This window comes from Nocardia sp. NPDC059228 (genome assembly GCF_042754245.1).
Taxonomy (GTDB): Bacteria; Actinomycetota; Actinomycetes; order Mycobacteriales; family Mycobacteriaceae; genus Nocardia.
The window spans coordinates 259,987-272,755 of record NZ_JBHZAL010000007.1 but is presented as its reverse complement, the minus strand read 5'-3'; the positions used below and the strand labels follow the sequence as shown (position 1 = coordinate 272,755).

Sequence of the window (12,769 nt, the reverse complement as noted above, 5' to 3'; positions counted from 1 at the left end):
GGGCGCTGGAAACCCGGTCGGCTACGGAAGGTTCGGGCAAGTGTCGGTGAATGGGAAACGGCGGCCGCTGGGCGCGGCGGCGGTGGGGCTGGGTGCGCTCGGCGCGGGCGAGCTGCTCGCCGCGGCCAGAGGCGGGTCCGTGCTCGACGGAATCGGGCGGCTGGCCGCCGACTACGCGCCCGTGCCGGTGGTCGAGACCATGGTGGCGCAGGCCGGGGAGCACGACAAGGAGATGACCCGCCTCGGGGTGGCCCTCGGCGGCATCGCCGCGGCCGCCGGGATGGCCCTGCTGCCGCCGCGGCTGCGGACCCCGGCAGCGGTGGCCTTCGGTGCGGGAGCGGCGGCCGCCGCACTGCGCAGCGCCAACCGGTCGGTGCCCGGCGCGGCGGGCGGCGTGGCCGCGGCGGCGCTACTGCGCGCGGGGCTGCGCCGCTCCACCGCGCCCCGTCACGGATTGCTGTGGGCGGCAGCGGGAACCGGAATGCTCGCCGCCGCCGAGGTGCTGGTGCGCCGCGAGGACCAGCGGTACCGCGAGGTGGCGCGGCGGTCCGGGTCGTGGGGTGCGCACGCGCCGGTCCCCGAGGACGGTCTCGGGCTGGAACCGGGACTGTCGCCCCTGATCACACCCGCGGGCAAATTCTATGTGGCGGACGTGAATTCGCGGCCGCCGCGCATCGATCCCGCCCAGTGGCGGCTGGCCATCGGCGGCCGGGTGGCCCATCATCTGCGGCTGTCGCTGGCCGATCTGGCCGAGCAGGCCGTGGAATTCGATGCCGTCATGGTGTGCGTGCACAATACGGCCGGCTCGGGCCGCTGCGGCAATGCCCGCTGGTTCGGTGTCCCGCTGACCGCGCTGCTCGACCACGCCGTCCCCGAAGCCGGGGCGACCCGGCTGGTCACCCGCGCCGCCGACGGCTACACCATCTCGCTGCCGCTGGAACCGCTGCGCACCGGCGAATGGCCCGGCTACCTGGTCATCGGCATGAACGGCGAACCGCTGCTGCCCGAACACGGCTTCCCCGCACGGGTTTTCGTGCCCGGCATCTACGGACAGTACTCCGGGGCGAAGTGGATCACCGAGCTCGAACTCGCCGACGACACCCATGTCGACTACTGGTGCAAGCGCGGCTGGCCGGTCGAGCCGCTGTGGGTGCGCCCGCAGGCCCGCATCGATGTGGCGACCTGCGGCGGCACGAGTTCCGGCAAGTTCACGGTCGCGGGCGTGGCCTGGGCCCCGCCCCACGGGGTCGCGGGCGTGGAGATCCGCGTCGACGAAACCGAATGGCTCCCGGTCGAACTCGGCTCGGAAATGGCGCCGGCCGCCTGGCGGCGCTGGCGTACCCTCGTCGATCTCCCGCCGGGCGCCCACACCCTCCAGGCCCGCGTGATCAGCCGCTCCGGCGAGGTCCAGGACTCGGCCGAACGTCCGCCCTTCCCGTTCGGCCCGGGCGGCCTGCACACGATCACGGTCACCGCCTAGTCCACCGCGCACCGGCCATGACATCTGTCATGGCCGAGTAGTGACGGACGACGGAGGTGCCGCGGACCCCGGCGGCCGACAGTAGAGCTATGAACGCTACTGCTGATGGCATCGCGGTCCAGCGGTCCGGGCACGGGACTGCCCCGGCCATCGAGATACGGGGGCTGGTCAAGACTTTCGCCGCACCCGGTGGGACGGTGCGCGCCGTGGACGGACTGGATCTGACGGTGCGGCCGGGTGAGATCGTCGCCTTCCTCGGGCCCAATGGCGCGGGGAAGACGACGACCATCGACATGCTGCTCGGCCTCGCCCGGCCGGATGCGGGGGAGGTGCGGGTCTTCGGCACGGCACCCGCGGAAGCCATTGCCGGAGGACGTGTTTCGGCGGTCATGCAGTCCGGCGGGCTGCTGCCGGACCTGACCGTGGGCGAGACCGTACGCCTGATCGCCACCCTGCACGCGCGCCCGCGCCCGGTGCGGGAGGTGCTGGTGCGGGCCGGGATCGACGACATCGCCGACCGGCCCGTCGGGAAATGCTCGGGCGGCCAGCAGCAGCGGCTGCGTTTCGCACTGGCCCTGCTGCCCGATCCCGACCTCGTCGTGCTCGACGAACCCACCACCGGCATGGATGTCGAAGGGCGGCGCGACTTCTGGCACGCCATCCGCGACGACGCCCGCCGCGGCCGCACCGTCCTGTTCGCCACCCACTACCTCGACGAGGCCGACGCCTACGCCGACCGCATCGTGCTGGTGCGAGCCGGGCGGGTGGTGGCCGACGGCAGCGCCGCCCGGATCAAGAGCCTGGCCGCGGGCCGCACCATCAGCGCCACCCTGCCCGCCGCCGATCCGGCGCGGCTGCTGGCCCTGCCCGGCGTCGACCAGGTGGAGCAGCGGGGCAGCCGGATCATCGTGCGCGCCAAGGACTCCGACGTGGTGGCCCGCTACCTGCTGACCGCCACCGAGGCCGTCGACCTGGAGATCTCCGGACACAACCTGGAGGACGCGTTCCTCGCCCTGACCACGACGGGAGACCACCGATGATCACCCTCGACACCCGGCCCGCACGACCGCTGGGCGGCTTCCGGCCCGCCTTCCTGCGCCTGGAACTGCGGCGCACCCTGCGCGACAAGCGCACCGTCCTGTTCGCCCTGGTCATGCCGCCGCTGTTCTTCATCATCTTCGGCACCAGCGCCGGCTATCGAAGCGAGGGGTTCGGCACCGGCAATGCCACCGGCTACGTCATGGTCTCCATGGCCGTCTACGGCGCGCTGCTGGCGACCTCCACCGGCGCGGCCCGGGTGGCCGTCGAGCGGGCGGCGGGCTGGAGCCGCCAGCTCCGCCTGACCCCGCTGCACCCGCTGGCCTACATCGCCACCAAGATCCTGGTGGCCATGGTGCTCGGATTGCTCTCGGTGACAGTGGTTTTCGTAGCGGGGGCCGTCTTCGGCGCATACCTGCCGGCGTCGGCGTGGGTGAGCTGCTTCCTGATCGCCTGGCTGGGCTCGCTGGTCTTCGCCGCCTTCGGCCTGTTCATGGGCTACCTGCTGCCCGCCGAGAACGTCATGCAGCTGCTCGGCGTCTCCCTGGCCCTGCTGTCCTTCGCCGGCGGCCTGTTCAACCCGCTGCACGGCTGGTTCGAGATCGTCTCGAAACTGGTGCCCACCAATGGAATAGCCGTCCTCGCCCGCGCCCCCTTCGCCCAGCCCAGCGCCGCGGGCATCGTCCTGGCCATCGTGAACGTCGTGACCTGGGCCGCCGTTTTCACCCTCGGCTCCGCCTACCTCTTCCGCCGTGACACCGCCCGCTGAACGACCATTGGACGCCGGTCCGGCTGAGCGCACCGCCCGGCCGGGCCTCGGCGCGTCGGTCCGCGCGGTGTGGAGCGGCTCCGCGGACGACGGCGGCCCGGAGGACACGGAGCGAGCCGTCCGCGGCACAGCCGGTCCGCGACTGTCGCCGCGACCGATCCTGTTCGGTGTAGCGTCCGGCTCTGTGGACGCGGAGGAAGAGGGCATTCGGCGACGGCGGCGGTTCGGGGCGCTGTTCGCGGCGGTGTGGGCGGTGTATCTGATCGAGCCGCTGCGGCGGGGCTGGGAGCTGGAGAATCCGGTGGCCCGGGTGTACACGCTCACGGTGATCATGGCCTTCGGCGCCTGCTACATCTGGTCCTACTGGCGGATCGTGCGGGGCGACCGGCCGGTAGGCGGGGCGTGGCCGCCCAACCCCGAACCGCGCACGGTCCTGGTTCCCCTGGTCATGCAGGCGGTGCTGATCGCCGCGGCCGCGATCACCCTGCACTCCTCGATGCTGGGCATGAGCGTCTACATGGCCTCCTACATCGGCTTCAGCGCGCCGGTCCGGTGGGCCATCCCCCTCGAGCTGGTGCTGATCGTGGCGTTCGGGGTGGTGCCGCAGCTGGTCACCGGTCAGCCACCGAACTGGGGGCTCATCCAGCCGATCGCGCTGGCGGGCTTCGCCGTCGGCGGGATTCGCGTGATCCTGGTGCGCAATCACCAGCTGTACCTGGCCCGCAAGCAGCTCACCGAGCTGGCCGTGGCGGAGGAACGGCTGCGGGTCGGGCGCGACGTGCACGACATCCTCGGCCATTCGCTGACCGTCATCACGGTGAAAACCGAACTGGCGCAACGACTCGTCGATCTCGACCCGGACCGGGCGAAAACCGAGATGGCCGATGTGGAGCGGCTGGCCCGGGAGGCGCTGGCCGGGGTGCGCTCCACCGTCGGCGGCCTGCGTGAGGTGTCGCTGGCGGGTGAGCTGGCCAATGCCCGCACGGCGCTGCGCGCCGCCGAGATCGAGGCCGAGCTACCGGATTCCGACGATCTGCCGATCCGCCACAGCGTGGTGTTCGGCTGGGTGCTGCGCGAATCCGTGACCAATGTGGTGCGGCACAGCGGCGCGGCCCACTGCCGGGTACGGGTCACTCCCACCAGCATCGAGGTGTCCGACGACGGCGTCGGCATGAGCGATTCGGCGCGCTCCGGCTCCGGCCTGGCCGGCCTGCGCGAGCGGGTGCAGGCCACCGGCGGCACCCTCACCCTCGCCAACCGGCCGGAGGGCGGATTGCGGGTGCTGGCAAGCTTTCCGGCGACCATCAAGGAGCCGGAATGATCAAACTGCTGCTCGCCGATGACCAGGCCCTGGTGCGCGGCGCCCTCGCCGCGCTGCTCAGCCTCGAGCCCGACCTCGAGGTGGTCGCCGAGGTGGGCCGGGGCGACGAGGTCCTCGCGGCCGTCGCACGCACCGCCCCCGATGTGGCCCTGCTGGACGTGGAAATGCCTGGCCAGGACGGCATCTCGGCCGCGGCGCAGGTGCACGCGGCCCACCCCGAAGTCCGCATCCTCATGGTCACCACCTTCGGCCGCCCCGGCTACCTCCGCCGCGCCATCGACGCCGGAGCCTCGGGCTTCGTCGTCAAGGACACGCCCGCCCGGGAATTGGCCGATGCCGTGCGCCGCGTCCACATGGGCCTGCGCGTCGTCGACCCCGCCCTCGCCACCGAAACCCTCACCGCCGGAACCTCACCCCTGACCGCCCGCGAACGCGAAGTCCTCGCCGCCGCGGCCAACGGCGCCACCGCCGGCGCGATAGCCAGACAACTCCACCTGTCCGAAGGCACAGTCCGCAACCACCTCTCCGCCGCAATAGGCAAAACCGGCACCCGAACCCGTGCCGAAGCAGTCCGCGCCGCCGAACGCCTCGGCTGGCTCTGACCTTCGGAAGTCTTCGAAGCCGCACATCATCGCGCGCAGAGCCAGATTCGCGGATCACCGGTGGCTGATCTTCAAGGCGAAGGCCGCGGGAATCGACTTCGGCGGCCAGTGATTCGCAAGTAGCGGCCGACCACAGGCTCCGCAGTCGCTGACCGTAGGTGCTCAGAACCTCCCGCCGCGGCTGATGCGGCGGGAGCCGTCGGAGCCGCCGAAGGAGCCGGGGCCGTAGCTGCTGCCTCCGCCGCCGAAACCTCCTCCGCCGCGACGGTATTCGTTGCCGATGCCGCGGAGCATGCCGTCGATGAGGATGCCGCCGAGGATGGCGCCGGTTTGGGAGCCGGAGCTGACGCGCTGTTGCTGGGCCTGCCAGTCGCGGACGGCGGCCTGGGCGGTGTGGAGGGCGCGAGCGCCGAGTTCGGCTGCGCGCTGGGCGGATTGCAGTGCGCGATCCGGGTCGGCGGATGCGAGCTGCTCGGCCTGCTCGAGGCTGCGCTGGGCCTCGGCGAGGCGGGTCCGGGGTTCCGCGTCCACGCCGCCGCGGCGAGTGCTGATGAAGTCGGCCGCGGCATTGACCTGGCTGCGAGCGGCCGTGAGGGTCTGGTCGAGGCGGCGGCGCAGGTCGTCGGCGGCCCGCTTGCGGTCGGTGGCGGACGCGATGGCCTGATCGAGGACGATGTCGGCGGCGATGGCCTGCCGGAAGACGCCGAGCGGGTTGGTGGCGGCGTCGGCGGTGGCCTGATCCAGCGCGGTGCGGGCAGCCGCTGTGGCGCTGCGCAATTCGGTCCCGCCGTGTTCGGAGAGTCCGGACGCGGTGGCGAGGTCGCGGCGCAGTTCCTCGATGATCGCGGGCAATCCGGCGCGGGCCTGGTCGATATCGGTGGCGGCGGTATCGACCGCGTCGAGCAGCGTGCGCGCGGCGTCCACCGCGGATTCGGCGGTGCGGATGTCCGCGACCGCCGCGCCCTGCCGGCCGACGGGTTTGGCGACCGCGGCCCGGCCGTCCTCGATCGTCTTCTCCGCGAAGCCGATTCGCTCCTGCGCCATGCTCACGTTGTCGCGGATGGGCGCGAGCACCGAGGCGGGGTGGTCGGCCACCAGCTGAGCGAGCGTGGCCTGCGATGTCGGCAGCCGCGCGGTCAGCTCCACCATGGCCCGGGTCAGCGCGTCCAGCCGCTCCCCGGCATTGATGAGCAGATCGCGCATGGCGTCGAATTCGCCGACCTTGGCGTCGAGTTCCCGATTCGCGCTGCCGCAGCTGCTGATCAGCTCGACCAGCATGCGCTGCTGCTGGTCGGGTGTTTCGGGAATGTCGTCGTCGAGTTGCTGGCGGATCGAGAAGGCCTTGGCCAGCGCGTTCTTCGCGCCCGTGAGCGCGGCGGTGAACGGCGTGGTGGCGGTGGTCCCGAATTCGTCGGTGGCCAGCCGTAATTCCTCGGTGCTGGTGCGAATGGCATTGTCGGTGTCGACGAGGGTTTCCTTGGACAGCGCGTCCAGGACCACGAGGGGGAGGGCTGCCAAGGCCGCGGTATCGGTCGGATCGGTCTTGCGAGCCGACTCCATCACCGAGCGTTCGCGCCGTGTCTTGCGCCGCCGTGACCACAGCCACACACCCAGCACCGCCAGCACCACCACCAGCGCCAGGATCAGCAGCGGCCCGAGCCCGGCACCGCCGGACCCGCTCATGGCGTGCGACAGCCCACTCGCCGCGGCCAGCCCGGCCCCGGCCCAATCCCCGGCCCGCAGCTTGGGTTCGACCTGGTCGATCAGCAGCTTGTCCAGGTCCTTGTCGCTGACCGACTTGGGCAGCGTGCCCGTGAACGCGTAGGCCCGATCGTCCACGGCCACCGACAGCAGCACGTCCCGATCCCCGAACCCGGACAGCCCCGCGGTCTGCTCACCCCACGAATGTGAGTCCATCCCATTGAAATTCCGCACGTAGACGACCCACAGCCGCTCGTGGTCGCGCGAGTACAGCGAGTCGATGGCCTGCTGCAGTTCCGCGGTCTGCCCCGGATCGAGCGCGCCGGCATTGTCGCTCACATAGCCGGGCAACCGCAGCGGCGCGTCGGCCGTGGCCGGTGCGGCCCGCCCGCCGACGAGGGCCGAGGCCAGGAGCAAGCCGATCACGAGGAGGAACAGCTGCTTCGATAGCCGCATGCTCCGAATCTAACTCTGGAACGCTGAGGGTCGGTTTCTTCTGCACACTGTGTCGAGGGCCATGACTACGATCGGGGAGTGATCACGATCGATTCGCCCTACACGGGACACGTCTCGCCCGGCTCCAACCCGCAGCAGCGTGAGGTGCCGGGTGCGCGCATCGTGAAAATGTCGGTGGGCGCCATGGACAACAACACCTATCTGGTGCAGTGCGCCGCCACCGGCGCGACGCTGCTCATCGATGCCGCCAATGAGGCGGACCGGATTCTCGAGCTCATCGGCCAGGAGGCGCCGGACCGGGTGGAACTCATCGTCACCACGCATCAGCACCGGGACCACTGGATCGCGCTGCCGGATGTCGTGAAGGCGATCGAGACCCCCACCGCCGCCCACGCGCTGGACGCCGACCCACTGCCCGTCACCCCGGCCCGATTGCTCGCGGACGGCGACCGTGTCCAGGTCGGTGAGCTGGAGCTGGAAGCCATCCACCTGCGCGGGCACACGCCCGGCTCGGTCGCGCTGGCGCTCACCGACGGTGCCGGCCGCGCGCACCTGTTCACCGGTGATTCGCTGTTCCCGGGCGGCGTGGGCCGCACCCTCTCGCCGGAGCAGTTCACCTCGCTGCTCGGCGATGTCGAGACCAAACTCTTCGGCCGCTACCCGGACGACACCGCGGTGTACCCGGGCCACGGCGACGACACCACCCTCGGAGTGGAGCGCCCGCAGTTGCCCGAGTGGCGGCGACGCGGTTGGTGAAACTCCGGAACCGCCCGACCGAACCGGACTGTCTGGTCCGGGACATCACCGCCGTCAACCCCCCGGGCGGACACGGTGTGCTGCGCTGGGCCCGGCGACTGCTCATCGGTACGCTCCTCATGGGCGTCCTGGTGGTGGGCGGTACCGCCGTGCGGGTCTGGCAGGTGGCCCGCATCGACGACTACACGCCCGCCGACGCCATCGTGGTGCTGGGCGCGGCTCAGTACGACGGCACACCGTCGTCGGTGTTCGAGGCGCGACTGGACCAGGCGTACAAGCTGTTCCGCAAGCAGATCGCGCCCATGATCGTCACCGTGGGCGGCAAGCAGGTCGGTGACAACTACACCGAGGCGGCGTCGGGCAAGAACTATCTGAAAGACCGTGGCGTGCCGGAGGATCGGATCCTGGCCGTCGAAACCGGTTCCGACACCCTGCAGAGCGTGGAGGCGGTGTCGAGAGCGCTACTGGCGCGCGGTAAGTCGTCGGTGGTGCTGGTCAGCGACCCCTGGCATTCACTGCGCACCCGCACCATGATGCGTGATGCCGGGCTGGCCGCCTGGACCGCGCCCACCCGCACCGGCCCGGCGGTGTACACCCGGGAATCGCAGGCGCACGGCATCTTCCGGGAGACCTTCGCCCTGCTCTGGTACCAGCTGACCCATTTCTCGGCGGATTTCAAATACACGGCGGATCAGTGAGCGATGAACGCGCGTATCGACTATGACGGTGTGTACTCCGAGGCCGATCGGGAGCGCATGGTGCCCGAAACCGAGCGGACCGCGGGACTGAGCTGGTCGCCGTGCCCGGCCCGGCGCAGTGAATTCGCGCGGGATCGGGCGCGGGTGCTGCATTCCGCGGCACTGCGACGGCTGGCGGACAAGACGCAGGTGATGGGGCCGCGCGACGGGGACACCCCGCGCACGCGGCTGACCCATTCGCTGGAGGTCGCCCAGATCGGCCGCAGCATCGCCGACAGTCTGGGCTGTGATCCCGATCTGGTGGATCTGGCCGGGATGGCGCACGATATCGGGCATCCGCCCTACGGCCACAATGGCGAGCAGGCGCTCGACCAATTCGCCGACGCGCACGGCGGATTCGAGGGCAATGCGCAGAACCTGCGCATCCTCACCAGGCTGGAGCCGAAGGTCATCGACGATCAGGGCGTCAGCTTCGGGCTCAACCCGACCCGGGCCGCACTGGACGCTGTCATCAAATACCCCTGGGGCAGAACGGGTCCCCGCTCCAAGTTCGGCGCGTACGGCATCGACATGGACCGCCTGGACTGGGTCCGCAAGGGTGCGCCGGATCGCCGCCAGTGCCTGGAATCGCAGATCATGGACTGGTCCGACGATGTCGCGTACTCCGTGCACGATGTCGAGGACGGGGTGATCGTGGGCCGCATCGATCTGCGGGCGCTGGCCGACCCGGTCGAACAGGTCGCGCTCGCGGAACTCGGTGCGCGCCAGCATCCTTCGCTGGCGCTGGAGGAGCTGGTCGCCGCTGCCCAGCGGCTCTCGGAGATGCCGGTGGTCTCCGCCGCCGCGGAATACGACGGCTCCCTGCGCGCCTCCGTGGCCCTGAAACGACTGACCAGCGACCTGGTGGGCCGTTTCGCCACCGCCGCGGTCGAGGCGACCCGCGCGGCCTGGGGTGGCCGCCAATTATCGCGCTACACCGCCGATCTGGAGGTGCCGCGCATCGCGGCCGCCGAGGTCGCGGTGCTCAAGACCATGGCGCTGCGCTACGTGCTCTCCGACCCCATCCACCGGGTGCGCCAGGCCGGGCAGCGCGAACGCATCCTGCTGGTCGCCAACCGGCTGCTGGAAGCCGCCCCGCACGGGCTGGACCGGCTGCTGCTGCCGTGGTGGGAGGCGGCCGTCGACGACACCGCACGGGTGCGGGTGATCGTCGACCAGATCGCGTCCTACACCGAGAGCCGCCTGGAACGGGTCGCCGCCGCGATACCCTGAATCCGGTGGAACCGGCGGCAGGGGGCGCGATGACCCGCGAGGTGGACGGCATAGTCGACCTGGATCGGTACCCGCTGGACCGGAGGTCGGTGGCACGGCTGCGCGAGGTGATCGAGCGGGCGCAGGCGGACTTCCTGGTCAGCGGTGTCACCGTGCTGCCCGAATTCCTGCGCCCCGCCGCGGTGACCGAGATGGCCGCGGATGTGCTCTCCGACGGGCTGGGCGACGCCATGCGGTTCGAGTACACGGTCGCCTGCGACCGGATTCCGGATTCCTCGCCGCTGAAGGCGCTCTACCACTGGGAACCATTGCGGGAGTTCGTGTCCCACCTGGTGGGGGAGCAGGCCTACCGCTCGGCCGACGAGCTGGGGGCCATGACGGTGCAGATCCACGAGAACGGGGATGTGCAGGACTGGCACTACGACATGTCCGACTACACCGTGATGCTGCACATCGTCGCGCCGGAGCGGGGCGGGGCGCTCGAATACATTCCGCTGCCCGGGGCTTTCATCGAGCGCGGCGGCGGGCTGCCCATGCGGCACCGGCACATGGTGAAGATGCTGCCGACCGTGCCGGGGACCTTGGTACTGCACGCCGGGCGGCGATCACGGCATCGGGTGACACCGGTGCAGGGGGAGATTCCGCGGGTGAGTGTGCACATGGCGTTCAATTCGCGGCCGGGGCAACGGCTCAATGCCCATGTGCGGCGGCATCTGTTCGGGCGCGAGGAGTGATGCCGACCCATCGGGTCTCGCGGGTCGTGCGAATCTGTCCGGAATGACTGAAAATCCGTCCGCATTGACCGAATCGGGAATCCGCGATCAGTTCGCGGTGTGCATGGCCACGTACCGTGCGATGCATTCGCCCGGCGGGCCGTCGGCCACGATGCGGCCCTCGTCGAAGACCAGCACCCGGTCGAATTCGGCGAGCAGGTCCAGATCGTGTGAGACCACGATCAGCTGCTGCGGAAGTTCGTGCAGCAGACGGGAGATACGGCGGGTGTTGCGCAGGTCGAGCAGCGTGGTGGGTTCGTCGAACACCACGTACTTCGGCCCCACCGACAGCACCGCGGCGATCGCGAGCAGCTGCTTCTGCCCGCCGCTGAGCAAATGCGCCGGGTGGTCGCGGAATTCGGTGAGGCCGTATTCGGCCAGGGTCGCGCTGACGCGGTCCGGGATCTCGGATTTGGCGACGCCGTGGTGCTTGAGCCCGAAGGCCAGATCCTCGGCGACGGTCGGCATGACGATCTGCACATCCGGATCCTGGAAGACGAATCCGACCAGTTTGCGAACGGCCCTGCCCTGCTTGCGGGTATCGAGCCCGTCGACCCGCACGCGCCCGTCGGTGGGCACCTGCAGCCCGTTGAGCAATCGCGCGAACGTGGACTTGCCGGACCCGTTGGAACCGATGACGGCAATCCGGTTCTCACTCAGGCGCAGATCGAGGTCGCGCAGCACCGCGCGCTCCCCGAACCGATGCGAGACGCCGTCGAGTTCGATCATGCCCGCGCCGGAATCATCGGATACGCCTTGCGGACCGCCACCGCGGCCAGCGAGCCGAATACGGTCTTGACCACATCGCCGGGCAGGAACGCCACCGAGGTGGTGATCGCCTTGCCCAGCGAGATGTGCGCGGCGGCGGCCATCCACGGAATGCCGATGACGTACAGCACGATCGCGCCGCCCAGGAAGTTGATCAGCAGGGCGATGGGCAGGTTGTAGTACCGCCACAGGCGTTCGGTGAGCAGTCCGATCACCAGTGCGCCGATCGGATAGGCGATCACGAAGCCACCCGTCGGGCCCATGATCACCGACAGCCCGCCGCGCCCGCCCGGCAGCACCGGCAGGCCGGCGAAGACCAGCACATCGAACAGCAGGATGGCCAGCGCACCACGCTTGGCGCCCAGAATCGACCCGGCCAGGATGACGCCCAGGGTTTGCGAGGTGAACGGCGCGAAGGCTCCCGGCAGCTGAATGAGCGGGAAGAATCCCAACACCACCATGATTGCCGCGAACAGCGCGATCTGCGCCAAATCCCTACTACGCACCGAGGCATCCTAAATGGCCCGGTTCGGACCCTTCAGTCCAGGCCGCGGGCGTCCAGCGCCTCGCCGACCCCGTCGGCCATGCGGAGTGTGCGGATCAGTAGCGGAACCAGGAAGACCGTGCTGCGTTCGATGCCGCGGGCGCGCTGCGCCGAGCGGACGAGTTCGGCCTGGTCACGGATGACGGGGATGAATCGGATGGTCATGGCGACCAGCAGCCCCACGCGCTCGGGGCGGACGCCCAGCGGCCGCAGTGGACCGAGCGCCCGTTCGATGGTCTCGACCATGGCGAAGGTGCGTGTGGTGAGTGTCACCAGATTGGCCAGCAGGACCAGCGTGAGCAGTCGCTCGCCGACCAGGATCGCGGTGTGCCAACCGGTGAAGATCACCTGCGCGACCACGATCAATACGAGAAACGGTGCCAGCCCGAGTACTTGCCGCCCGGTCGTCCGCCACGGAATCCGCGCGACCGCATACAAACCCAGCACCACCGCCAGCGCGACCCCCACCCACACGATCGACGACACGAAGAACAACGCCGTCCCCGCGACCGCCAGCACCAGCACCTTCACCCCGGCGGGCACGGCATGCACCGGCGTCCGGGCATCGTGATAGAGGCTGAGCACCCGGTA

General features: G+C 70.2%; 13 protein-coding genes. 9 read left to right on the top strand and 4 right to left on the bottom strand.

Annotation, left to right across the window (positions count from 1 at the left end):
- Positions 1-40: 40 nt before the first annotated feature.
- The 5 genes from ACFXKA_RS15100 (at position 41) to ACFXKA_RS15080 (ending at position 5,210) form a co-directional block, all read left to right on the top strand.
- Positions 41-1,480 carry a molybdopterin-dependent oxidoreductase gene (locus ACFXKA_RS15100; protein ID WP_379427638.1) on the top strand — a complete coding sequence of 480 codons (1,440 nt, stop codon included), beginning with the start codon at positions 41-43 and terminating at the stop codon, positions 1,478-1,480.
- Positions 1,481-1,569: 89 nt separating this feature from the next.
- Entirely contained in the window at positions 1,570-2,520 is a 951-nt protein-coding gene (locus ACFXKA_RS15095; RefSeq protein ID WP_379427637.1) for an ABC transporter ATP-binding protein, read from the top strand.
- Positions 2,517-3,287 carry an ABC transporter permease gene (locus tag ACFXKA_RS15090; RefSeq protein WP_379427636.1) on the top strand — a complete coding sequence of 257 codons (771 nt, stop codon included), beginning with the start codon at positions 2,517-2,519 and terminating at the stop codon, positions 3,285-3,287. Before ACFXKA_RS15095 ends, ACFXKA_RS15090 begins: the two co-directional genes overlap by 4 nt.
- Positions 3,271-4,608, top strand: a complete 1,338-nt coding sequence (locus ACFXKA_RS15085; protein WP_379427635.1) for a sensor histidine kinase — start codon at positions 3,271-3,273, stop codon at positions 4,606-4,608. The genes ACFXKA_RS15090 and ACFXKA_RS15085 overlap by 17 nt, the downstream gene beginning before the upstream one ends.
- Positions 4,605-5,210, top strand: coding sequence for a response regulator (locus ACFXKA_RS15080; RefSeq protein WP_379427634.1), 606 nt, complete (start codon positions 4,605-4,607; stop codon positions 5,208-5,210). The genes ACFXKA_RS15085 and ACFXKA_RS15080 overlap by 4 nt, the downstream gene beginning before the upstream one ends.
- A gap of 162 nt (positions 5,211-5,372) precedes the next feature.
- Here the strand turns inward: ACFXKA_RS15080 and ACFXKA_RS15075 are convergent, their stop codons facing one another.
- Complete coding sequence (locus tag ACFXKA_RS15075; protein WP_379427633.1) at positions 5,373-7,367, bottom strand: TPM domain-containing protein; 1,995 nt, start codon at positions 7,365-7,367, stop codon at positions 5,373-5,375.
- 78 nt (positions 7,368-7,445) lie between these two features.
- Between ACFXKA_RS15075 and ACFXKA_RS15070 the strand changes: the two genes are divergently transcribed.
- From ACFXKA_RS15070 to ACFXKA_RS15055, 4 genes are all read left to right on the top strand, one after another.
- Complete coding sequence (locus tag ACFXKA_RS15070; protein ID WP_379427632.1) at positions 7,446-8,123, top strand: MBL fold metallo-hydrolase; 678 nt, start codon at positions 7,446-7,448, stop codon at positions 8,121-8,123.
- A 119-nt stretch (positions 8,124-8,242) separates the two neighbouring features.
- Positions 8,243-8,821 carry a YdcF family protein gene (locus ACFXKA_RS15065; RefSeq protein ID WP_354835992.1) on the top strand — a complete coding sequence of 193 codons (579 nt, stop codon included), beginning with the start codon at positions 8,243-8,245 and terminating at the stop codon, positions 8,819-8,821.
- Between the two features lie 3 nt (positions 8,822-8,824).
- Positions 8,825-10,093: a deoxyguanosinetriphosphate triphosphohydrolase gene (locus ACFXKA_RS15060; RefSeq protein WP_354835425.1), complete on the top strand. Its 1,269-nt coding sequence runs from the start codon at positions 8,825-8,827 to the stop codon at positions 10,091-10,093.
- 5 nt (positions 10,094-10,098) lie between these two features.
- Positions 10,099-10,827: a hypothetical protein gene (locus tag ACFXKA_RS15055; RefSeq protein ID WP_354835423.1), complete on the top strand. Its 729-nt coding sequence runs from the start codon at positions 10,099-10,101 to the stop codon at positions 10,825-10,827.
- Between the two features lie 87 nt (positions 10,828-10,914).
- On the opposite strand, the gene ACFXKA_RS15050 is transcribed toward ACFXKA_RS15055, so the two are convergent.
- The 3 genes from ACFXKA_RS15050 to ACFXKA_RS15040 are packed head-to-tail and all read right to left on the bottom strand — an operon-like array spanning position 10,915 to position 12,763.
- Entirely contained in the window at positions 10,915-11,595 is a 681-nt protein-coding gene (locus ACFXKA_RS15050; RefSeq protein ID WP_379427631.1) for an energy-coupling factor ABC transporter ATP-binding protein, read from the bottom strand.
- Positions 11,592-12,140, bottom strand: coding sequence for a biotin transporter BioY (locus ACFXKA_RS15045; protein ID WP_379427630.1), 549 nt, complete (start codon positions 12,138-12,140; stop codon positions 11,592-11,594). The genes ACFXKA_RS15050 and ACFXKA_RS15045 overlap by 4 nt, the downstream gene beginning before the upstream one ends.
- 32 nt (positions 12,141-12,172) lie before the next feature.
- Entirely contained in the window at positions 12,173-12,763 is a 591-nt protein-coding gene (locus tag ACFXKA_RS15040; RefSeq protein ID WP_379427629.1) for an energy-coupling factor transporter transmembrane component T family protein, read from the bottom strand.
- Between the last annotated feature and the right edge of the window lie 6 nt (positions 12,764-12,769).

Excerpts from the sequence above, each read along its gene's own strand:
- ACFXKA_RS15095 (WP_379427637.1), top strand. The coding sequence starts at position 1,570 with ATGAACGCTACTGCTGATGGCATCGCGGTCCAGCGGTCCGGGCACGGG.
- ACFXKA_RS15090 (WP_379427636.1), top strand. The coding sequence starts at position 2,517 with ATGATCACCCTCGACACCCGGCCCGCACGACCGCTGGGCGGCTTCCGG.
- ACFXKA_RS15080 (WP_379427634.1), top strand. The coding sequence starts at position 4,605 with ATGATCAAACTGCTGCTCGCCGATGACCAGGCCCTGGTGCGCGGCGCC.
- ACFXKA_RS15075 (WP_379427633.1), bottom strand. The coding sequence starts at position 7,367 with ATGCGGCTATCGAAGCAGCTGTTCCTCCTCGTGATCGGCTTGCTCCTG.
- ACFXKA_RS15065 (WP_354835992.1), top strand. The coding sequence starts at position 8,243 with ATGGGCGTCCTGGTGGTGGGCGGTACCGCCGTGCGGGTCTGGCAGGTG.
- ACFXKA_RS15060 (WP_354835425.1), top strand. The coding sequence starts at position 8,825 with ATGAACGCGCGTATCGACTATGACGGTGTGTACTCCGAGGCCGATCGG.
- ACFXKA_RS15050 (WP_379427631.1), bottom strand. The coding sequence starts at position 11,595 with ATGATCGAACTCGACGGCGTCTCGCATCGGTTCGGGGAGCGCGCGGTG.